Origin of the sequence: Nocardia sp. NPDC051787 (assembly GCF_040681325.1) — a bacterium.
In the GTDB taxonomy this organism is placed as follows: domain Bacteria; phylum Actinomycetota; class Actinomycetes; order Mycobacteriales; family Mycobacteriaceae; genus Nocardia.
The window spans coordinates 25,394-47,673 of sequence record NZ_JBFAYO010000024.1 but is presented as its reverse complement, the minus strand read 5'-3'; the positions used below and the strand labels follow the sequence as shown (position 1 = coordinate 47,673).

At 65.9% G+C, this 22,280-nt stretch carries 16 protein-coding genes, 1 tRNA gene and 1 pseudogene; 10 read left to right on the top strand and 8 right to left on the bottom strand.

The features are described from left to right. Positions 1-26: 26 nt before the first annotated feature. From AB0M45_RS24000 to AB0M45_RS23990, 3 genes are all read right to left on the bottom strand, one after another. Positions 27-1,313 carry a serine hydrolase domain-containing protein gene (locus AB0M45_RS24000; RefSeq protein WP_364333288.1) on the bottom strand — a complete coding sequence of 429 codons (1,287 nt, stop codon included), beginning with the start codon at positions 1,311-1,313 and terminating at the stop codon, positions 27-29. A 222-nt stretch (positions 1,314-1,535) separates the two neighbouring features. Beyond that, positions 1,536-2,645 (bottom strand): cation diffusion facilitator family transporter, encoded by a 1,110-nt coding sequence (locus AB0M45_RS23995; protein WP_364333225.1) that lies wholly within the window; start codon positions 2,643-2,645, stop codon positions 1,536-1,538. Then, positions 2,642-3,037 (bottom strand): metalloregulator ArsR/SmtB family transcription factor, encoded by a 396-nt coding sequence (locus tag AB0M45_RS23990; protein ID WP_364333222.1) that lies wholly within the window; start codon positions 3,035-3,037, stop codon positions 2,642-2,644. Before AB0M45_RS23990 ends, AB0M45_RS23995 begins: the two co-directional genes overlap by 4 nt. 482 nt (positions 3,038-3,519) lie before the next feature. Here AB0M45_RS23990 and AB0M45_RS23985 point away from each other — a divergent pair, with 482 nt between their 5' ends. From AB0M45_RS23985 to AB0M45_RS23975, 3 genes are all read left to right on the top strand, one after another. After that, on the top strand, positions 3,520-4,992 hold the full coding sequence (locus AB0M45_RS23985; protein ID WP_364333219.1) for an NAD(P)/FAD-dependent oxidoreductase: 1,473 nt from the start codon (positions 3,520-3,522) through the stop codon (positions 4,990-4,992). Between the two features lie 53 nt (positions 4,993-5,045). Then, a complete protein-coding gene (locus tag AB0M45_RS23980) occupies positions 5,046-5,807 on the top strand; it encodes a DUF1542 domain-containing protein (protein ID WP_364333216.1) in 762 nt (253 codons plus the stop codon). 97 nt (positions 5,808-5,904) lie between these two features. Next, positions 5,905-5,977, top strand: a tRNA-Arg gene (locus AB0M45_RS23975). Between the two features lie 780 nt (positions 5,978-6,757). On the opposite strand, the gene AB0M45_RS23970 is transcribed toward AB0M45_RS23975, so the two are convergent. After that, complete coding sequence (locus AB0M45_RS23970; protein WP_364333213.1) at positions 6,758-7,354, bottom strand: hypothetical protein; 597 nt, start codon at positions 7,352-7,354, stop codon at positions 6,758-6,760. A gap of 828 nt (positions 7,355-8,182) precedes the next feature. On the opposite strand from AB0M45_RS23970, the gene AB0M45_RS23965 reads away from it, so the two are divergent. Together AB0M45_RS23965 and AB0M45_RS23960 are read left to right on the top strand one after the other, a co-directional pair. After that, positions 8,183-10,120 carry a DUF4132 domain-containing protein gene (locus AB0M45_RS23965; RefSeq protein ID WP_364333210.1) on the top strand — a complete coding sequence of 646 codons (1,938 nt, stop codon included), beginning with the start codon at positions 8,183-8,185 and terminating at the stop codon, positions 10,118-10,120. A 423-nt stretch (positions 10,121-10,543) separates the two neighbouring features. Then, a complete protein-coding gene (locus AB0M45_RS23960) occupies positions 10,544-10,897 on the top strand; it encodes a hypothetical protein (protein WP_364333207.1) in 354 nt (117 codons plus the stop codon). An 865-nt stretch (positions 10,898-11,762) separates the two neighbouring features. Here the strand turns inward: AB0M45_RS23960 and AB0M45_RS23955 are convergent. Further along, positions 11,763-11,933: pseudogene (locus AB0M45_RS23955) on the bottom strand (recombinase family protein); the annotation flags it as partial. Positions 11,934-12,121: 188 nt separating this feature from the next. Between AB0M45_RS23955 and AB0M45_RS23950 the strand changes: the two are divergent. Then, complete coding sequence (locus tag AB0M45_RS23950; protein WP_364333204.1) at positions 12,122-13,363, top strand: hypothetical protein; 1,242 nt, start codon at positions 12,122-12,124, stop codon at positions 13,361-13,363. Positions 13,364-13,554: 191 nt separating this feature from the next. Here AB0M45_RS23950 and AB0M45_RS23945 read toward each other — a convergent pair whose 3' ends face one another. After that, the gene (locus AB0M45_RS23945) at positions 13,555-15,573 is read right to left on the bottom strand and encodes a polyprenyl synthetase family protein (protein ID WP_364333201.1); all 2,019 of its coding nucleotides are present in this window, start codon (positions 15,571-15,573) and stop codon (positions 13,555-13,557) included. 332 nt (positions 15,574-15,905) lie between these two features. Next, positions 15,906-16,532: a helix-turn-helix domain-containing protein gene (locus AB0M45_RS23940; RefSeq protein WP_364333285.1), complete on the bottom strand. Its 627-nt coding sequence runs from the start codon at positions 16,530-16,532 to the stop codon at positions 15,906-15,908. Positions 16,533-16,611: 79 nt separating this feature from the next. Between AB0M45_RS23940 and AB0M45_RS23935 the strand changes: the two genes are divergently transcribed. The 4 genes from AB0M45_RS23935 (at position 16,612) to AB0M45_RS23920 (ending at position 20,866) form a co-directional block, all read left to right on the top strand. Then, complete coding sequence (locus tag AB0M45_RS23935) at positions 16,612-17,586, top strand: alpha/beta fold hydrolase (RefSeq protein ID WP_364333198.1); 975 nt, start codon at positions 16,612-16,614, stop codon at positions 17,584-17,586. A 308-nt stretch (positions 17,587-17,894) separates the two neighbouring features. After that, complete coding sequence (locus AB0M45_RS23930) at positions 17,895-18,980, top strand: acyl-CoA desaturase (RefSeq protein WP_364333195.1); 1,086 nt, start codon at positions 17,895-17,897, stop codon at positions 18,978-18,980. Between the two features lie 297 nt (positions 18,981-19,277). Next, positions 19,278-19,913, top strand: coding sequence for a hypothetical protein (locus tag AB0M45_RS23925; RefSeq protein ID WP_364333192.1), 636 nt, complete (start codon positions 19,278-19,280; stop codon positions 19,911-19,913). A 320-nt stretch (positions 19,914-20,233) separates the two neighbouring features. Continuing rightward, a complete protein-coding gene (locus tag AB0M45_RS23920) occupies positions 20,234-20,866 on the top strand; it encodes a hypothetical protein (RefSeq protein WP_364333189.1) in 633 nt (210 codons plus the stop codon). Positions 20,867-21,025: 159 nt separating this feature from the next. Here AB0M45_RS23920 and tuf read toward each other — a convergent pair whose 3' ends face one another. Next, the gene (tuf, locus tag AB0M45_RS23915; protein WP_364333186.1) at positions 21,026-22,216 is read right to left on the bottom strand and encodes an elongation factor Tu; all 1,191 of its coding nucleotides are present in this window, start codon (positions 22,214-22,216) and stop codon (positions 21,026-21,028) included. Positions 22,217-22,280: the final 64 nt, after the last annotated feature.

Here is a 22,280-nt window from a genome sequence, read left to right as displayed (position 1 = left end):
CTCCTCTTTTCTCCAATGACTTCCGCTCAGAAAGCCAAGTCCGTTTCGGCCACCTTCGGGGTCTCCGACGTGATCCCATAGAGCAACCCGATCCAGCGGATCACTTCGGGATACAGAATCGGTTTGCCGCTGGTGAGCACGGCACACGTCAGCGCGCGCTCGGGATCGGCCCATGAGACGTTGTTGGTGAAGCCGAGATGGCCGAAGGCACGCGTGGTATCGGGGCCGAACAGACTGAACAACCGCCCGCCCAGCATGGGCCCGTATCCGAAGCCGAAATTCATGCCCAGCGTGAGATCGGGCTCGATACGGGACTGTGGAACGAGCGCCGCGGCGATGGTGTCCGGCCGCATCACCCGTACGCCGTCGAGTTCGCCACCACGGCGGAAGATCTCGTAGAAGCGGGTGAACTCCACCGCGGTACTGACCAGGTTGGCGGCGGGCGCGATGACGCTCAGATAGGCCGGATCGTTGCCGGTCTCGACGGCCTCGGCGAAGCTGACCCCCAGCAGCCGGTCCATGGCATTGGACAGCGGCGGCATCCCGGTCAGGTAGTTGTGCGCCAGCTTGGGGAAATCCTCCGGCGACACCCCGTAATTGGTCCACCGGAAGCCCAGTGGACGCAGGATCTCCTCGGCCAGAACGGTGCGGATGTCCTTCCCGGTCGCGCGGTGCACCACCTCGCCCAGAATGAAACCGCCCGACAGCGCGTGATACGACTGGAAGCGGCCGGGCGGCACGGACGGGCGTGCCGCGCACAGATTCCACACCAGCCGTTCCCGATCCGCGACCGCTTCGGCGGTGAGCGCCTCCCTGGGCAGGCTCGCCACGCCGGACCGGTGCGCGAGCACCTGCCCGATCGTGATGGATTCCTTTCCATGACAGCCGTATTCGGGAATGTAGCGGCTGACCGGCGCGTGCAGCTCGAGCAGTCCACGCTCGATGAGCAGGTGCACGACGAACGCCGTGACGCCTTTGGACGCGGAGTAGGTGACGAACGGGGTGCGCGTGTTTACGAGAACCTTCGGCGTATCGGGCCCGTCGCCGGGACCGTTGCCGTGCGCGTGACCGAGTGCTCGATCGAAGACGACTTGCCCGTGCCTGCGCACGCACACCTGGATGGCGGGATGGACGCCACTGCGATACACCAGCCGCATACGCCGCCAGATGCGCTCGGCGTAGTCGGGCGCCAAGCCGACATCAGTCGGCGCCACCTCTGCGCCGATCGACGCGACGGAGTCGAAGTCTTCCGGGATGTCACTGCGTCGCACCAGGTCGGGCAGCTTCGGAAGGGTCGGTACGCGCGCGAGCATGTTCAGCACACACCGACCATGAGCCACATCACATCGGGGATGCTACCCAACAGTAGGCCGCACCGGGCAGGGCCCAGGGGATTCCCGAACCCACCCGCCCGACAGTGGATGCCCTCAGTTCCCGCTGGTCAGCTCGGCTGCCGCGATATCCATAGCGGGTGCGCCTCGAGCCCAGCTTTCAGGGCGGCATCGCGACCTCGGTAGCGGATATCTCGGCTCCAGCTACGAAATCGGCACCGCCACCTCGGTATGCGCCGGATACGCATGGACCACAGCGGTATTCAGCTTGGGCACCACGTGGGTGAGCGTGTGCTCGGCGTCGTGCGCGACCCGGTGGGCGTCCGCGAGCGTGATGGTCGGCGCCACGTCCAGTTCCACGTCGGCGTGCAGGCGATGCCCGATCCAGCGCATCCGCAGGCTGCGCACGCCTTGCACGCCGGGCTCGGCGGCCAGCGCCCGCTCGGCCGCGAGGACCAGCCCCGGCTCGACCGCGTCCATCAACCGGCGCAGCACGTCCCGCGCCGCGGTGCGCAAGACCGCGAGGATCGCGACGGTGATCAGCAGACCGACGATCGGGTCCGCCAGCGGGAATCCCAAGGCCACTCCCCCGGCGCCGAGTAGCACGGCCAGCGAGGTGAACCCGTCGGTGCGGGCGTGCAGACCATCGGCGACCAGCGCCGCCGAGCCGATCCGCCGCCCCACCCGAATCCGGTACAGCGCGACCGTCTCATTGCCGAAGAACCCGATCAGGCCTGCCGCGGCGACCCAGCCGAGATGGTCGATCGGCACCGGATCGAGCATCCTGCGCACCGCCTCGTAGCCCGCGATCAGCGCGGACAGGGCGATCATCGCGACGACGAAGAGCCCGGCCAAGTCCTCCGCCCTGCCGAACCCGTAGGTGTAGCGCCGGGTCGCCGACTTGCGTCCGAGCACGAACGCGATCCACAGCGGCACGGCGGTCAGCGCGTCGGAGAAGTTGTGCACGGTGTCGGCAGCCAGCGCCACCGAACCGGACACGGCGACGATCAGTAGCTGCAGCGCCGCCGTACACCCCAGCACGACCAGACTGAGTTTGACCGCGCGGATGCCGATGGCACTGGCCTCGAGCGCGTCGTCCATGCTGTCGGCGGCGTCGTGGCTGTGCGGGGTGAAGATTTCGCGCAGTGCGCGGAGCAGGCCCGTCCGGTGCTCATGATGGTGTCCGGCGTGGCGGTGGTGATGCCGATGGCTACCGTGCTGGTGCCGGTGTTCGTGCGCATCCGGTGCGCGGTGGCCATTGTTGCGGCCGTTCGCCGTAATCCGGGCCCCGGCAGCATGTTTCGACCAGTTCATGACGCACCCGCCTCGTTGGGGCGGGGCAGTTCGCGCACCGCGCCCACCCCGCGATGGTGCGCCGGAACGCCAGGTCCCGCATGCTCGGCGTTGTACACCGCGTCCACCACCAATTGCCGGACGTGCTCGTTCTCCAAGCGGTAGTAGATCGTCGTGCCCGACCTTCGGGTGTTCACCAGACGCGCCATCCGCAGTTTCGCCAAATGCTGCGACACCGAGGACGCGGGCTTGCGGACATGTCCGGCCAGATCGGTCACCGACAGTTCCCGGTCGACCAGCGCCCACAGCACCTGCACGCGCGTCGGGTCGGCCAGCATCCGGAACACCTCGACAACCAGCCCGACCTGGTCCTCCGCAAGTGGGGGCCGCATTTCCTGGCTATCTGCATTCATACGCAGATATTAGAGCAGGCGGAGGGCTGGGTACAGGCACCGCTCCGGGCCGGTGTGCCGGCGGCACCCCCTGCGTCGCCGCCGACACATCGGTCGACCCCAGATCCGAACAGCTTCTGTCTTAGTCGAGTGTGGCGCTAGTGCGCCAGCCGAGTGAGCGGATATCACCTGAACGAGACAAACCAATCTCCCCGGTGCACGGGCACTTTCGGTGCCCACCCCACACATACCCGTTGACCAGCATGAATAGCGCGGTGCCAGACCGAAGGTCATGCGCCTGCTGTACACACAGCTGCACGTGCAGGGGGAACGTTCGAGTGCCCCGATATCTCGGCCGCACGCCTTTCGCGAGCGCTGCACAGAGACGATCCAGCCATTGTGCACCGAACGACGGCTACGACTACGCCCGATGTGGCCGAAAATGCCAATCGGGTGACCGCGGATGTCTTCGGCCTGCGAGTACTCCACCGTACTCTCGATGCATGACCTCGCCGTCGATCATCATCATCGGAGCCGGATTCGGCGGGCTCGGCATGGCACTGGAGCTGCGCAGGGCCGGGCTGGACACGTTCACCATCCTCGAACGCGCCGACGACCTCGGCGGCGTATGGCGCGAGAACACCTACCCCGGCGCGGCCTGTGACGTGCCCTCGCCGCTGTACTCCTGGTCCTACGAACCGAAATCCGACTGGCCACGGCGCTTTTCCGAACAGCGCGACATCCACGAGTACATGCGCGGTATCGCCGGCAAGTACGGCCTGCGGCGCTTCATCCGCTTCGGCACCGAGGTGACCGACGCGGAGTTCGACGAGCACAGCGGCCAGTGGACCGTGCGCACAGCCGACGGTGCGCAGCTGTCTGCCGACATCCTCATCCCGGCGGTCGGCCAGCTGTCGCGTCCGGCCATGCCGAACATCCCTGGCATCGACACCTTCGCCGGCCCCGCGTTCCACTCCGCCGAGTGGAACCACGAGGTCGACCTCACCGGCAAACGCATCGCCTGCATCGGCACCGGAGCAAGCGCCATCCAGTTCATCCCGCGTATCCAGCCGCGGGCCGCCCACCTCACGCTGTTCCAACGTTCGGCGGCCTGGGTGCTGCCGAAGGCCGACGTCGCCTACAGCTCCCTGCACCATGCGCTGTTCAAGTACTTCCCACCCAGCCGTATCGCGGAGCGCTTCGCCATCTGGTCGTTCTTCGAAGTGCTCGCCTTGGCGCTCACCGACATCCCGGCGATCAAGACACCGGTGATCACGTTGGCCGACCGGCACCGGGCCGAGCAGGTCCCCGACCCGGAGCTGCGCGCGAAACTGACGCCCGACTACGCCGCGGGCTGCAAACGCGGCCTGTTCTCCAACGACTACTTTCCCGCGCTGGCGCAGCCCAACGTCACCGTGGAGACCACGGCCATCGAGGCGATCACCCCGACCGGTATCCGCACCGCCGACGGCGTCGAGCACGAGGTGGACGTCATCATCTACGGCACCGGATTCAAGGGCACCGAGTTCCTCGCACCGATGAACATCTACGGCCTCGACGGGCGCAAGCTGGCCGACGTGTGGGGCGACGCCGGGGCCCGCGCCTACCTCGGCATCTCCGTGCCGCGGTTCCCGAACCTGTTCATGATGTACGGCCCGAACACCAACGTCGGCTCCGGCTCGATCATCTACATGCTCGAATCCCAGGCCCGCTACATCCGCCGGGTCGTGCAGTATCTCACCGACCGCCCCGGCCGCCACCTCGCCGCCCGCCCCGCCACCGAGCAGCGCTGGGACGACTGGCTCCAGCGCCGCCTCGAAGACACCCCGTGGAATTTCTGCACCAGCTGGTACCGCAACGCCGCCGGACGGATCACCAACAACTGGCCCGGCGCCACCGTGCTCTACCGCTGGAAAACAAGGACGTTCGACGCGTCCGACTACGACGAGACGCAGGCACCTGCGCACTCGGCATAACTTGGCAATCCATCAGTAAACTGGCCTTATCCGGGGTGGAGCGGAGGTGTGCCGTGCGGTGGCTGCTGATCGTCGTGGTAATCGTCGTGCTGGTTGCCTTGGTGGTATGGCTGGCGCAACGGAGCAAACAGCGCTCAGCTATCGAACTGGCCGACGCGCTCGCCGATGCCAGGCAGGTGAACGAGCGGCTCGGCGGCCAGGTCTACAGCCTTACCGGCGGCAACGAGGCGGCGACCCAGGCACTGGCCGACGCCTCCGAGCGACATCTCGCCGCAGGCGCTCAACTCGATCAGGCCGCCACCCCCGCACAGGCACGGCTGGCGAAGCAGACCGCACTGGAAGGGCTCTACTACATCAAAGCCGCGCGCACCGCGATGAGCATGGACCCCGGTCCCGCGATCGCCGCACTCGACGGCCAGGACATCGCCGGGCAGGTCAGCGAGAAACGCGTAGTCCGGTACGAGGGCAGACAGATCGCGGCCTCACCCGAGCCCTCGCCGGCGACGCCGAACTACTACCCTGGCGGCCGCGTCGCCGGACGACCGATTCCCGCGGGTTGGTACTCCGAACCCTGGTGGAAGCCCGCGCTGATCGGCGGCGCCTGGGGCCTCGGCTCAGCGCTGCTGTTCACGTCCCTGTTCTCCGGAATGTCCGGCGTCGGGTACGACGCCCACGGGTTCGAGAGCGGATACGGCGAGGGATATCAGGACGGCCTGACCGCTGACCACGGCGGATACGACCAAGGTGGCGACTACTCCGGCGGCACCGACGGCGGTGGTTTCGATAGCGGCGGCTTCGACGGCGGCGGCTTCTGATCCACCGCGGCAACTCCCACGACAGCGATGCGGACTCCCAGCCCTCGACCCGGTAGACTGCGGACGTCCCGGGTAGGCACACCGCCCACCACAACCAGCCTTCGTAGCTCAGGGGATAGAGCACCGCTCTCCTAAAGCGGGTGTCGCAGGTTCGAATCCTGCCGAGGGCACAAACCTACGCCTCATTTGCACAGGTCAGGGCGATGCTGACAGAGCTCAGGTAACCGGACCTCACAAGAAACCCCAGGTCACGCGTCGCAGGTTCGCGCCCTAGGTGCGCACGACACACCGACCAAACTGCCATGACACGCCGATCAACCAGATTGCCCGTGGGACTTACGGTGCTTCCGCGGGTGCATGCCGAGCTCACCCTCGGCCTGGGCATCGGGATCGGCTACAACCAGGTCGAACTGTTGATGGTCCGCGCCGGGATCAGGGCCCTGCCCGGGTCGTACGGGCCCGGCCACGGCATCAGACCCCGACCGCCGGTGACCTGGTCGACCGGGCTTTCGCACGGTCACGGTCTGGGGCAGAATGCAAATCGAGCTGCTAAACCGGCAACGCTGCAGACCTTCTCCGTCAGGCGTTCTGCGGCCTGCCCTCCGAAGCGTGCCACTACGAGAAGGGGGTTGTCTCGGGAGCCGAGAGACTTGGAAGGCCTGGTCCAGAAACTACCCGACACCACAACACCGGCCACCGAGAAAGACGCGGAAGTCGGGGTCCGATCTGTTGATACTCGTGTATCAGAGCGCGGCCCTCCCCGGAGTCCCTGATCCCGGTCGGCTGCGGAAAAACCTCCGCCAGCGGCGCGGCGACGGGCACTGTCGCGATATGCGGTGCGTCCCAGCGGTCCAGCATGACAGCCGTGCTGTACACAAGGGTCCTGAGCAGGGCGCCGAGGACCAGCGATATCTGAACCGTCCGTCCCGCAAGTAGATTCAGACCCGGTGTCACACCCCGCATCTACTGTCGCCGGTGTGAAAGTAGCACCGAACCCCTTGCCCGACGAATCCCTCCTCCAGCTCCCGGCTTCCTGGAAGGCCGGTCGGCTGAGGAGCAGACGCGCTCTCCCCTCGGCCAGCGCGACTGAACTGTGGCGCGCCGAATTGCAGCAGCACCGCTCGAGAATCGACCTGGCCATTGAAATCCCCGAGAACGCGGAATTCGCGAAGGCCATGCAGGCATATCTCGACGGCGAGCCCGATCCGCTCGGCGCTGCTGCCATTTCGATGATCCTCCACGACCGAAGCCGTCGGGAAACGCTGGAGAGCAGCACCATCGATGCCTGGGAGCTCGAGCACGGCCTTCCGTTCGCAGCGGCCGCAGTGGTTGAGGAAGCCGGACTCGCGTACGAGGAGCACTGGCCGTTCCGGAAATCGCCGCGCTGGCGCGAAAGCACCGGGCTGCTGAAACGTGCTGCGCGAGGCGGGGTGGTGGGCGACTGGGAGTACCGCGTCACCGAGCGGCTTCGAGGCGCCATCGAGGCGTGCGAACCCGCGTTCTACAGCGAAGTCAGAGCAGCTGTCGCTTCGCGCCTGCACGGTCAAGCGCTCCTGGAACGCGCTTCGTTACTGTTCCCGGCCGAGGATCAGTGGATCGCCGACGCATGTGCGGGATACATCGGATACCAAGGCGCGACAGACGGTGGGCTCTGGCCGCTCATTCGAACCAGCGACCAGCTCGAGGCGCTCGATGGGATCGCGCTCCACCCGCGAGAAATCGGGGCTGCGAAGCTCGGCGCGCTGATGGCTCGACTCGGCGTCGACTGCCTGCCCGCCTTGGTGGCGACGCTTGACAACGGTCGGGGGCCCGACACCAAAGGCCGACAGGCGGTCCTGGCCGCGATCGCGATGCTCCCCAGTAATGCGGCGGTGTCGTTCCTGCTCGACCGTATCGGCGATCGGTTCGTGCTAGCGGCGGCCTGTGCCGCCGCCCGGCGATTCCCGGTGCGGATGATGCAGGCAGCGGCGGCCCGGGATCTGATCACAGACCCTGCCGGGCGCGAGCACTTGGCGGCCGTGCTCAGTGAGGTGCCGCAGGAGTGGTTCGACCTTGCATTCGCGCAGCTCGGAGAATCCGAGAAGTCGAGAATCAAAGGGCTCGTAGAAGAGCCGGACGCGCTGCCGGAGACCGCTGCGGAATCGCTGCCAGCGCTGCTCGTCGCGCCGCCGTGGCTCGCAGATACTCCGAAGTCGAGTCCGACCGTGATCCGGGGTCTCGGCGTCGAAGACGATCCGAGGCTGGAATGGGCCGAGGGGGAGAAGCAGCGATTCGCCGAGTGTGCCGCCGAATTCGAGCCGAGGGGGCACACCCCGAGGTGGGATCTCATCGCGGAGCATGTCTCGCGGCGTTACAACCCCGACTACGTCTGCCAGATGCTCGCCTATGGGCCTTCCGAGTTCGCCGATCCGCTCCTGGAGCGGTGGAAGGGTGAGCTGAAGGCCAATCGCCGGGGGGAGGTCCGGTCGTTCATCCATGCGATCCTGCTTCGTTACGGGGGTGCGGTCACGGACCGAATCGTCAAGTACATCGCGGACACTCGACGAGAGGGCGATTGCCTGGGGCCCATCGTGTCGCTCGCCGCAGCCCGGACGGCAGCCCACTGGTTCGCGGACCTGAAGGTGGAGCGAGCGGAAGGCGCCGCCTGGCTTGACCGCCATGGGGCGACCGGTGCGATCCTCCTTGTGCCCGATGCCGTTGGAGGCGAGAAGAAGCGACGCACCGCAGCTGTGACCGCCCTGATCCATATCGCGGAGCGGCAAGGATCGCAAACAGTCATCGACGCGGCGGGGCACTACGGCGAGCCGGTCGCCGCCGCGATCCGCGTAGTCCTCGAGCAAGGCCCGGTCGAGACTCGACCGGCGAAGAAGCCTGGCATCGGCGCCTGGGTGAATCCTCGGCTGCTTCCGCAGGTCGCGATCAAGGACCGAACCGCAGCACTTCCCAGGACTTCGGTGCTGCATCTGATCTCAGTACTGTCGATCGCCGAACTCGACACTGCCGACCGCGGAGTAGAGGTGCTCGCTGAGACCTGCGATGTCGAATCGCTTCGAGCGTTCTCCTGGAAATTGTTCGAGCACTGGGATTCGGCCGGCGCTCCGGCGAAGGACCGTTGGGCACTGGACCAGCTCTGCTGGTTCGGTGACGATGAGACCGTGTGTCGACTCGCACTGCTCATCCACGAATGGCCGGGTCTGAACCGCCATCACCATGCGGTTGCCGCGCTGCAAGTGCTCGGCAGGATCGGCAGCGAATCAGCGCTCCTCGCAATGCAGAACGTCGCCCTCCGTGCGAAATTCAAGGCAATCAAGGCGGAGGCCGGAAAGCAGATCGAGGTCATCGCCGCTCGGCTCGGGCTCACTCGGGAGCAGCTCGCGGATCGGCTCGTGCCTGATTTCAGGCTCGGGGAAGACGGTGCGCTCGTGCTGGAATATGGGCCGCGGCGGTTCAGGGTGTTGTTCGACGAACAGCTCGAGCCGTACGTCACGGACGAGGACGGGAAGCGCCGCAAGAGCCTTCCGAAGCCGGGTGCGAAGGACGATCCGGAGGCCTCCGAGGCTGCGTACAAGCGGTTCGGCGAATTGAAGAAGGAACTTCGGGCGGTTGCCCGAGATCAGATCCGGCGGCTCGAAGCCGCGATGGTCAACGCTCGCAGCTGGAACCGCGAGGAGTTCGAGCGGTTCTTCGTGCGCCACCCGCTCATGCGGCATCTGGCCAAGCGCATGATCTGGCATGCAGAGACCGCTGATGGCCGGATAGGGTTCAGGTTCGCCGAGGACGGGACCACGAGCGATGCGAACGATGACACGATCGAACTGCCCGAGAGCGCGGTGTTCAGCCTCGCGCATCCGATCCACATGGCACCGAAGGAATGCGATGCTTGGGGTCAGATTCTTGCCGACTACGAGATACTGCAGCCCTTCGAGCAGGTGAGCCGGCCGATTCTGGCGTTCACCGAGGAGGAGCTGTCCACCGGAAGGCTCACAAGGTTCGAGGGATTGTACGTCGAGCCGGGGCACTTGCTGGGGCTGACCAATCGCGGTTGGGTGCGGGGCAAGCCGCAGGACAACGGGACCGAGTTCGGCATGCACTACCCGCTGCCGGGCGGAGGGTATCTCGCCATTGAGCTGGATCCGGGCCTACAGATCGGCATGGGCGCCTCGTACAACGAGACGCAGCGGCTAGACGCGGTGTTTCTGACCGATGAAATCGATGATTACTACCGCTGGCGCGGCGGGCATCCGACCGAGATCGACCTCGTCGCTTCGTCGGAGGTCCTTGCGACGCTCGAGCGGCTGCCTACAGTGGATTGATTCAGTATTCAGCCGGACGCGACATCGAATCGCATTCTGAACCGTCGGCCGCCGCGGCTTCGTCCTCGGCGGCGGATACGCAGTCGTGCTCCACGGGATGCGCACAGGGCCATCAGAGGATGTCGACCTCTTCTCACAGTTCGTGGCACCTCCGGCGAAGTGGCCGATGACGTGATCGCCGTGATTCGCCCGCAGTGGGCGGGTGACAAGGTGCTGACTCGGCCGGTGTTCGTGGCGCGGGAATGGGCCGAGCGCTGCTGCGATACCAGCGAAGGCTAAATCCCGCGGGACCGATATGCGCCGCATGCGGACGACGACTCCTAGTCTCCGGACTGGACTCCGTCGCTGCTCTTCGACGAGCACGGGGAATCGCGCGACTGGAACGATCTCGGCGAGAACAAATTCGTCTGCAGCAAGTTCTGGGTGGAAGTCACCCTCGAAATCGGCGGGGTCGACTTCTCACGAACCTACCTGCCCGTTCTCGATTTCGCACTGGTGTGGGCGAGCGCGCCGGACGCGCTGAAGACGCAGGACCGGCTGGAGCTGATGATGAGCGTCGAAGCACTCATGTACCGGCTCGACCGAGAGGGCGCGCTGATCTGCATCTGTTCGAATGTCCATGACGGACAACCACTCGTCTCCGCTACCACGTTGGCCGACGTGGTGGAACGAATGATCGAAGACGCGTATGCCATTCTCTACAGGCACCATCCGGAACTGCGTCACAACCCCTATCTGCTGGATCTGCGGGAGCGGCTGGCGAACCGAGGGCTATGAGCCTCGACATCCGCCGGCCCATACCTGGCCACAGGTCACAGGCGCGGTCGGGTTGCGGGCGAGTGGGTGCCGCGCGGAGATCTGCACACCGACCGTGCAGCGTTGGCCGTACATGCTGCACCGTTGCTGCTCGGCCGTCTCATCCATCGGTTTCCGACCTACTACAGCGAATGGCGGGACTGTCTTCCGACCAAATGGGCGAACAGGCCTGCACAACACTCGATCCCAGCGTTCGTGCTGCCGATCAGATTGGGTACGCACCCACGATGACCAGGCGTTTTATATTTGCCCATGTTTTGCTAATCCTGCCGAGGGCACATCGAACATGGGAACGCCAGCGGCGCTGCGTGTGTGGTGCCGCTGGCGTTTGCTTGTGATGGCGGTTCCGGCGGTGCGTTGCGCGGCGGCCAGGGTCGAGCCCGAGAGAGTGATGCGGTAGGTCGCTCGTTGCTGGACCTTGTTGTAGCGGATTTCGAGGTGAACGCCTCACTGCCGAACTCGGCGCCTTTCGTGCGCGGCTTATTCGGCTGAGCCGGCTTCACGGCTGCTCATCGAACGGCCGTGCCGCCTCCGCCTGACAGGCTGCTGATCGCGCAGACCAGCGCCACGAACGGGTCGGTGATACCACCACAGCTCCCTGCGACTGACACGGCCGGTGCGGGCGCCTGCGGTTCGAGCGGCAACGGCGCCGCGGCGGCCGCCCCAGCACCGGTCAGGGTTGCGGCACCGATCAGGGCGGCGGCAAATCCACGTACTGCGAACATTCGAACTCCTCGTGTATCGGGTAGACGGCCGAACCTAATCGGCAAGCCCTCACCACGCATGACCCGAAATGTGTTGTCCTCGAATCGGGGGGGTGCAGAACTCAGTGATTGGTCGAATCCAGGTCGCGGCAGCCTCGAGATCCGAATTCCTCGAATAGCCCTCGCGACCCCTGCCGGGCGGTGCGGTTCTGCTGAACCGCCTCCCACATCTCGCGGGTGACCAGCGGCTCATGGGTGGGTTCGGTGACCAGACCCATTTCTCGGGCGGGTTGAGCCTGCCGCCTTTCTCGGTGGCTCGCCGGTTCCCCACTACCGCAGTCAACTCACCCCATTTCGGATTAGACTCGTCCACGGCTACCGGTCCGGGATGATCTGTCCCGCGGCGGAGCCAGCGTGTGAATGCGCGTCACCGCTTTCTCCTCTCTGTTTCGGATGAAACTCATACGGCAAGGAGCGGAACATGACTGCACGATCCACGACGATCAACGAGCCGACTCTGCAAGACAAGATCACATACCAGCTGTGCGAGTACGCGAATCTGGTCAACAGCATCAGCAAAGAAGACAGCGACCTGGAGCGCACGCTCTATCAGAAGATCCAGCAGTATCTCGACACCAACCAGGAGGTCATCGGGGGGTGGGAGATCGTCTGGGGTCCAGGGGTCGCGCTGTTCGACACCGACTTGTACGCGGTGAACGCCATGTACATGGTGCGAAGCATGGAGGATCGCTCCCGGTACGTGATCGCCATGGCCGGCAGCAGCGACGCACTGGTGTTCGACTGGCTCGTCGAAGACTCCTTCATTCTCCAGACGCCGTGGTTCGCGAATGTCGCCGCCTGGCACACGATCGGCACGGCCATCGGGGTGAAAACCCTCACGAATATCACCCCCTCCGGCGACCGTCCCGGCGCCGGGCGCACCTTGCCCGTGTTCCTGAGCACGCTCCACGACAAGGCTATCGACCTGACCGTCACCGGCCACAGCCTCGGTGGGGCCCTGTCACCCACGCTCGCCCTGTACCTGCGCGACACCCAGTGGCTATGGGACCAATCCGAGAAGGCCAGGATCAGCGTGCTCTCGACCGCCGGACCGAGTTTCTGCAATCAGGAATTCGTCAACTACACCACCCAACGCCTGCAACGAGTGCAGCGCTACGCCAACGACCTCGACATCGTCCCGCACATGTGGAACCCGCCCGACATTGATGGCGCCAAAGCTCTCTACTCCAAGAACAACCAGCCTGCTCCCGGTGGCATGGGGATTGTGTTCGAGTTGCTGAAGATGCAGGCGTCCGTGTCAGGTCAATATGCACACTTCGACCCCACCAGCGGAGTGTTCCAAGGCGCGTTCAACAATGAGATCAATCAAACGCAAGGCTCGACGCCAGATGATTTGTACTGGAACCAGGTCGGGTACCAGCACATAGGCGGCTACCATGGGTTCTTCGAAATCAAAGGCGTGCAGTGGCCGCAGGGCGTCGTAGCCCTTCCGCCGGTCGGCACCGACGCCGTGATGGGCCGCATCCGGGCGGCGGCCGGTGTACCGCTCGGCGACGGTGCCGGAAAGGTACTGGCGAACCGTCGGCCGGTAACCGTCCCGATCAACGGACAGCCCGTGGAGCTGCCCACCGACCACGACAGCCCCGAAGCCAAGAAACTCGTGGACCGCGTCACCGCCGAGTTCGACCCCACCGCCGGATGAACTGATGCCACGGCCCCCGCCGCCATGGTGTGGCGGGGGTGGGTGGGGTCACCGCCGCAGGCGACCGCCGGCACGCGGAAGGTAGTGCATTCCACCTGTTATCAGTCTCACCCGTGAACCAGACCTCGACCACCACCCATCCGCTGACGTCGATCGCATGACGGGTCATCGATACCGCCGGCAACGCAGGACTACGGCGCGGTGTCAGCCGGAACAGTGGCCGGGTAGTAGATCTCACGGCGAAGTCGTTCCAAGTCCGGCTCCGGCGCATCCGAAGCGGTGGTTTGCGTGTGCCGATCGCTCTGCGGCACCGACAGCGCCATGTTCGTCAGGCTTTCGAAGATCGCCGCGTACTTCTTTCTCTGGCCGGACAGGCCGGGAAGGACGCGCAGCAGCGCGGGGATGTAGCGGGTCACCGCGTCGAGCTGGGCGCGGTGTTCCGCGAGCTGGCGCTGCACCTGCTCGATGGCTTCGCCGCGGCTGCATCCGTTCTCATGACGGACCGCGCGGACCAGGTTGTAGGGGACCTGGTCGGCCTCGTCTTGATCGAATCCCACCAGGTCGTTCTCCACGAAGGCCACGAAGAAGGCGAGTTCCTGGAGACGGCGGAGCACGGGGTGGCTGCGCAGTTTCGGCGGCAGTTCGAGATCCTGGTACGCCTCCAGGGCGGCGAGGAAGACGTCGAACCCGCTGGTCGCTCTCCGCAACGGCAGATAGTCGGCCGTGCAGGGGATGTAGCCGTTGATGCGATGGTTCGCTTCGCGTTCTGCGGCTGCGAACCATTCCTCGATGCTGTCGAGGAACGACTGCTGCCAGCGGGCGCTGCGCCCCTCGCGCAGCTGTGGCCACAGCGACGCCCACGCTGTCGGGATCGCGCCGTTTCTCCACGGTTTGTCCGGGTCCTGGCGCAGTGTGGCCACCAGGCCATGCCTCAGCGCGGTGATGGCTTGCGGGTCTCTCAGCTGCGGGTCCTCGAAGAGGTCGTCCCACACAAGGCTCAGCATGCCCACACTGATGAAGGCTTGTTTCTGGGTGGTGTCCGCGGGGGGCAAGGCTCGGGCCGCGGCTGCCAGTAGCTGGAACGCCCCTGCCCACCGGCGGTGGTCCAACTCGGCCGCGGAGGCGGCAAGGCCGGTGTCCACCAACCAACTCTTCACCCATTGCATGGCCTGCGGCGAGGAGCTATGGCCGTCGGTCTGTGGTGGCGTCGAGGGCTCGGAGACGGTTGGGCGAACAGTTCGCCGGTCGAGTATGGACCGGGCATAGACGGTCATCGCGTGGCGGAAGCGCGGGTCGACGGGCAGGGCGGCGAGCTGATCGGCGGCCTGGTCAAGGAATTCATCGGCCATCGCTTGTGCTTCGTCCACGGCGCCGGAGCCGACGACAAGGTCCCGGGCGTGTGCGGCTTCCTCGGCCGTCATCGCTTTGCGCAGCAGACGGGCAAGGTCTCCGTCGCGGGCAGCTGCGCGGATCACGGGCAACGTATAGATCCCTTCGGACAAATCGGCGTTGACGGGCTTGCCCATCGCTTCGGCCGTCGAGGTCAAGTCAAGGATGTCGTCATACAACTGATAGGCCAGCCCGAAGTGCCGGCCGAACAGGGCCAGCGCCTCTTGCTGATCGTCGGGTGCACCGGCCTGCATCGCGCCCAGCCGACAGGCCAGCGAGATCAGCGCGGCGGTCTTGCCGTCGATCGAGTCCAGGTAAGCCTGCTCGCCGCGGGAGGCCTCATACAGGTCAGCGGCCTCGATCACCACGCCCGTGCACATCTGCTTGGCTGCGCTGGTTCCAGCGAGAACTTCGCGCTGGCCGAGCTCGGCCAGCAGGTGCGCGCCCTCCATCGTCACCAAGTCCCCACCCAGCACAGCCATATGCGAACCCCACACCGCGTTGGCGCTGGGACGGCCCCGACGCTCGTAGGCGTGGTCGATGACGTCGTCGTGGTAGAGCGAGCCCAGGTGCAGCAGCTCGACGGCGGCGGCGGCGTGCACCGCGCGGTCGCCGGCTGGGGCGGCGGGATCGGTGAGCAGGTAGTACGACAGCAGCGTCAACGTCGGACGCACCAGACGACGAGATGTGTCCGGGCCCTCGTCGGTGAGCGCCGTCAGCTCCGGCCTGCCCTGGAACCGGACGGGTCCGAGAACGTCACGGACACGGTCCAAGTCGGCCTCCAGATGCGGGAAGACAGCAGAATCGATTTCACTGGGCACGCGCACGCTCCTCGCTGGGTACATCGCTCATCCACAACACCGTCGATCAAGAGCATTCCACCACTCCCACGCGAAAAGTGTTGGCGGAATAGGTATTTGGCTTTCCTGGACCCGAGTGATACGTCTCTGCGAGTGTCGGGATCGAGATCTGCTCCTGGAACCAGTGCCCGCGGACGCCGCTTCGATAGTTCGACTCCGGCCGGGCAGAGGGAGTGCCGATGCGCTCAGGCCGCGATGTCGAACAACAGCCCGCGATCACCGCCGCTCTCGGTGCCAAGGTCCAGCGGTATCTCCACGGCTGCTTGCCGCCGGCGCCTGACGGAGCGGCCCGGTCAGGCGGCGAAGACGGTGCGGACGACGGACTCGTCGCCCTCGATCTCGACCAGTCCGAGGGCGCGGGCGTCACTGAGGGCGAAGGCGCCGGCGGCGAGGCCGAGGATGTAGGCGGGGTCGGCACGGACGGTGGCGTCGAGGTCGCGGCCGTCATGCGGGCCGACCTCGAAGCCGGAGCGCGTCGCGCGGAGCTGGAAGGGCGGGCCACCGATCTCGAGGCCGACCGTCGCCGAGGGGCGGACCTCGACCCGGGTGTCGAGCAGGGCGGGGACAGCGAGGGTGAGCCACTCTGGCCGGAAGGAATCGCCGTCGGGGCCGCGGACCATCAACGGGGTGGACCAGCGGATCAGGCTCTCGATCGGCCGGCGCAGCTCGGCACCCCATGGCGTGAGGGCGTACTCGACTACGCTGCCCGAACCGGCCAGTCGCCGCTCGACCACGCCCGAGGCCTCGAGGTCACGGAGCCGGTCGGCGAGCAGGTTGGTCGCGATGCCGGGGAGGCCGTCGATGAGGTCCCGGTAGCGGGCGGGGGCGATGAGGAGCTGGCGGACGATGAGCAGGTTCCACCGATCGCCGACGACTTCGAGCGACCGGGCGAGCCCGCAGTACTGGCCGTAGCTACGCATCATTTCCCTCTGCTTGATCCTCTCAAGTGTGCGTGAAAGACTCAAGCATACCGCAGGACCGAGCCGAGAGAGAGCCGCCATGGCCGATACCACTGAGAGCGTGCGGCCCACCTGGGTCGACGACGACCTGTTCCCGTTCGAGAGCCGCTTCATCGATATCGACGGGCACACCGTGCATTACGTCGACGAGGGGACCGGTCCCGCACTGCTGTTCCTACACGGCAACCCGACCTGGTCGTTCCTCTGGCGCGACGTGATCCGCGCGCTGCGCGACGACTTCCGGTGCATCGCCCTGGACTACCCGGGCTTCGGGTTGTCGACGCCGAAACCCGGCTACCGCTACCTGCCCGAAGAGCACGCAGACGTGGTCACCGGGTTCGTCGACGCGCTCGACCTCGATGGGGTCACTCTGGTCGGGCAAGACTGGGGCGGCCTGATCGGACTGGCCACCGCGCAGCGGCGGCCGGGCGTCTTCGATCGGCTGGTGCTCGCCAACACCTGGGCCTGGCCGGTCAACGGCGTCCTCCACTTCGAGGCCTTCTCTCGCATCATCGGCGGACTCCCGAGCCGCTTCCTGGTCCGACGGCTCAACCTCCTCGTCAACGCGTTCATCCCCACCGGCCACCGAAGGCGCAAACCGACCGCAGCCGAGATGACCCACTACCGCCGGGCGCTGGAAACGCCCGAGCGGCGCCAGGCCTCCGCCGTACTCCCCGGCCGGGTCCTCGCCAGCCGGGCCTTCTTCGCCGAGGTCGAGGCAGGCCTTGCCGATCTCGCTCACCTGCCGACACTGATCGTGTGGGGTGACGCCGACATCGCCTTCCGTCGCCAGGAGCGTGAGCGTCTGGAAGCGACCTTCCCCGACCACCAGACCGTGATCGTCGAGGGCGCCGGCACCTACGTGGAGTCCGACGCGCCCGAGGAGTTCGTCGCCGCGATCCGCGACTGGGCAGCGACGCAGCGCGGAGACGTGAGTCGTGCAGGTGAGACAGACCTGAATACCACTCTCACCCGCACAGGTCGTGACGGCAGGGCGCAGCAAGACGCGCCATAGGCTCGGACAAGTCGAGGTCTTCCGGTCCGGAGGCTATCGCCAGGCCGAACGCGCGCCCAGCGGCATGAGCGGACGTCCGGTCCGGCGACCCGGATGTGTTGGCCGATAACTGGTCAGCCGCCTCGGTCCCCGGTAGGCATCCAAATATCACACCGCAGTCCGATTCCATGTCATACCAAAGGGTTACGAGTAACGAGAATCCGGCCGATAGCTTCGGGGTATCGAAACCGGCGCCCGCTCCCACGTCGACCGGCCGGCATCGTCGACGGACGGAGGTGGCGTCTCCGACTCAGCTCTCAGGAAGATCTATGACGACACCTGCCTTGGTCCCCGAGTCATCTCCACGGTCACCGCAGCGCGGCGCCGACGGTGATTACGCCCGTCTGTTGCGCCGGATCTCCGACGCGGGGCTGATGAACCGGCGTCCCGTCTATTACGCCGTCCGGCTCAGCCTCGTCGGGGTCGCGTTCGCAGCCGGCTGGGCGGCGTTCGTCCTCATCGGCGATTCGTGGTGGACGCTGCTGGTCGCGGGGTTCATGGCGGTGACGTTCGCTCAAATCGCCCTCGTCATGCATGATGTCGCGCACCGCCAAGTCTTCCGTCTGCGGCAGCCGACGGAGCTCGTGGGACGACTCGTCGGCAACGCCGGCATCGGCCTTGGCTACGGCTGGTGGCAGGACAAGCACACCCGGCATCACGCAAACCCGAACCACGAGGAACTCGACCCCGATGTCGCGCCCGACATTCTGCTCTGGTCACAACGGCAGGCACGGTCCAGCCGCGGTCTGCCTCGTCTCATCGGGAGGGCGCAGGCGTTCCTGTTCTTCCCCCTCCTGTTGCTGGAGGGTCTGAACCTCCATGTGGCCGGCGTACGTGCGCTCAGAAATCGATCGGTCAAAAACCGCGGATTGGAGGGCGCACTGCTGTTCGGCCACTTCGCCACCTACCTGGCCGCATTGTTCGCGGTTCTGCCCGCCGACAAGGCCGTCGCGTTCCTTGCTGTCCACCAGGGCCTCTTCGGCCTGTACATGGGCTGCATCTTCGCCCCGAACCACAAGGGCATGCCAACCTTGACCGGCGACGAACGCCCCGACTACCTCCGTCGCCAGGTACTGACCTCCCGCAACGTGCGGGGTGGCGCGTTGACCGACCTCACCCTCGGCGGGCTCAACTATCAGATCGAGCATCATTTGTTCCCGAGCATGCCGACGCCGAACCTGCGTCACGCCCAGGTGATCGTCCGCGACTACTGCACCGAAATCGGCGTGTCCTACCACGAAACCGGGCTGATCTCCTCTTACCGCGAGGCGCTGAGACACCTGCACCACGTCGGCGCTCCTCTGCGCACTTCCGATCGACACCCGGGTGCCGAAGTGCCACAACGCAATCGTTGAACACAAGCTGGGCATCACGACGCCCCGGACACACCGGGGCCGTCGGCAGCTGCGGTCCAGACACAACGAGAGCCCTGGAAGATCTACCTCGCGCGCTGAAGGCGTGGAATCCCGAGTACACGGTCGAGGTCGTGCCGGTCGATGATCCCGACGGTAACGTGCCGCCCCTGCCGTACTGGCAGCTCTGGGCGTGGGACTGAGTCAGGCAGCGGGAGGGGGCGCGGTGATCCGGAACTCGCTATAGCTCCGGACCCGGCGGCCCGCACGGAGACGGGCGAACGGGGATATGTTGCTGGTATGCCGCCCAACCAGCTCGTTGTCGCCGCGGTCGACGTCGGCAAGCTCGCGAATGTCGGATGGTGGCGCATAGCGGGAGTCGAAGCGAGTGGCGGTCGAGACTTGGACGACCTCGTGACCTCGCTCGCGGCCGACCTCGACGAAGGGCGCCCGGTCGCCCTCGGTTTCGAAGCGCCGCTGTTCATCCCCAACCCTTCCGCCACGGGTGGGCTCGGGCGGCAACGAGAAGGCGAGGCGGGACGCCCGTGGTGCGCGGGCGCCGGAACCATCACACTCGCGTTCGGCGTCCAACAGGCGTCGTATGTGATGCACCGGCTCGCCGCGACGCTGCACCGCCCGATCCGGGCCGGAGTGGACGCGGAAAGCCTGCTCAGCGGCTCCCTCGACTTACTGATCTGGGAAGCGTTCGTGTCCGCCGGTTCGAAGGATCGAACTGCCGCTGACCCGCACATCTCGGATGCGAGAGCGGCGACAGAAGAGTTCCAGTGCCGCGCCGCCACCAGCCATGTCCGGTCGGACGTCGCAGACACCCGGGTTCTCAATCTCGCCGCAGCGGCATTGCTCGCGTCCGGGCTGGCAGCCGATACCGCACTGCTGACCAGTCCATGCGTCGTGGTGAAGTCGCCACGACTCTGATCGCGGCAGGCAAATCTCACCTGGCCGGGCTGTCGCGATGCTCGGCCGGTTCGAATGGCCCATTCGCGTTGTTGGGCGGTGTCCGGGATCGACACGTCACGAGCCTGCTCGAGTCGACTGCACGCGCTGTCGGGGATCGGCGGCGGCACTGAGAATCAGCACGGACCCGGTCGCCGACCAGCGGCGGCACTCGTCGAGGAAGAAGGTGGGCCACTTGCCGAGAGCGAGCACCGGGTCGGTCCAGTCATCAGCCGTTCATCCGCTGGCGTGGGAAATCCATTGGCACGCAAGGCGCTAGTCTTTGCGGCATGCGGTGGGCGGTGCTGGTCGGCGTGGCCATGGTGTTGAGTGCGTGTTCGCACACCACAGCGGGGAAACCACAGCCGTTGACGGGTTCGGCGGAGACCGGCACGTCGGCGTCCTCGGAGAACGAGTTGCAGGATCGAATCGATTGGGTTCGCCAGGGTTCGGCGACAGATCTCGGGACTTACCACTCGACGAGTCTCGATGGCGGTCAGGTGACCGACTTGCGAGCGGATATCGCTTTCGTCAGCCCGACCGGCAAGATCAGTTGCATCACCGGAACCGCGCTCGGCATGGATGGGTTCGATTGCATGGTCGAACTGAAACAACCGGCGCCCGCGCCCCGCGAGGGGTATGGACAGTGGTTCGGCGGGTACGTCACCTACTCCGCACAGCGCATGACCGTTGGCCAATTCCGCGGCGACCCAGGGCTTTTCATCCACGGCCAGGGACAGACGCTGCCCTACGACAGCACCTTCACCTTTGGCGACTACACCTGCCGCCTCGCGACGACCGGCCTCACTTGCGTCGATCCCACCTCGCGCAGCGGCGTGCAGATGAGCGACGAAGGCGTTGTCCCGCTTGGTTGCCTACGCGAAGTCCCTGAAGCAGAGCGCGAACCCGCTGTCGGTCGCGCCTACGGCTGCTGAATCGCGGCCCACTGCCCCACGGAGTGATCTCGCTCAGACCGGCCTGATCAATTCCGCGATCCCCACCACCCGGATCTCGCCTGCCCAGAAGCGCGGGCCCCGGAAACGTAAACGGCGCCGCTCCCTAAGGAGCGGCGCCGTTTCCAGCGATTCAGTGAATCACTTGATGATCTTCGTGACGCGACCGGCGCCGACGGTGCGGCCACCCTCGCGGATCGCGAAGCGCAGACCCTCGTCCATGGCGACCGGCTGGATCAGCTTGACGGACATCTCGGTGTTGTCACCGGGCATGACCATCTCGGTGCCCTCGGGCAGGGTCACAACGCCCGTCACGTCAGTCGTACGGAAGTAGAACTGCGGACGGTAGTTGTTGAAGAACGGGGTGTGGCGGCCGCCCTCGTCCTTCGACAGGATGTACGCCTGGCCCTCGAACTCGGTGTGCGGGGTGGTGGTGCCCGGCTTCACGACGACCTGGCCGCGCTCCACGTCCTCACGCTTGATACCACGAACCAGCAGACCGACGTTGTCGCCCGCCTGGCCCTGGTCGAGCAGCTTGCGGAACATCTCGATACCGGTGACCGTGGTCTTGGTCTTCTCCGGACGGATGCCGACGATCTCGACTTCCTCGTTCACGTTGATCACGCCACGCTCGACGCGACCGGTGACGACGGTGCCGCGACCGGTGATGGTGAACACGTCCTCGACCGGCATCAGGAACGGCTTGTCGGTCTCGCGAACCGGGTCCGGGATGGACTCGTCGACCGCGTTCATCAGCTCCAGCACCGACTCCGACCACTTCGGGTCGCCCTCGAGCGCCTTCAGACCGGAGACCCGCACGACCGGCGCGTCCTCGTCGAACTCCTGCGAACCCAGCAGCTCGCGGACCTCCATCTCGACGAGCTCGAGGATCTCCTCGTCGTCGACCATGTCGGCCTTGTTCAGCGCGACCAGGATGTAGGGCACGCCGACCTGACGGGCGAGCAGCACGTGCTCACGGGTCTGCGGCATCGGGCCGTCGGTGGCGGCGACCACGAGGATGGCGCCGTCCATCTGCGCCGCACCGGTGATCATGTTCTTGATGTAGTCGGCGTGACCCGGCGCGTCGACGTGCGCGTAGTGGCGCTTCTCGGTCTGGTACTCGACGTGGGAGATGTTGATCGTGATACCACGAGCCTTCTCCTCAGGCGCCTTGTCGATCTGATCGAACGCGAAGCTCTCGTTCAGATCCGGGTACTTGTCAGCCAGCACCTTGGTGATCGCTGCGGTCAGCGTGGTCTTGCCGTGGTCGACGTGACCGATGGTGCCGATGTTGACGTGCGGCTTCGTCCGCTCGAACTTCGCCTTCGCCACTTCTTTGTCCTCCTGGACTTGTTGGTGCGTGCAGTTGCAGCAGTGCGGTTATTGATAGGGGTCG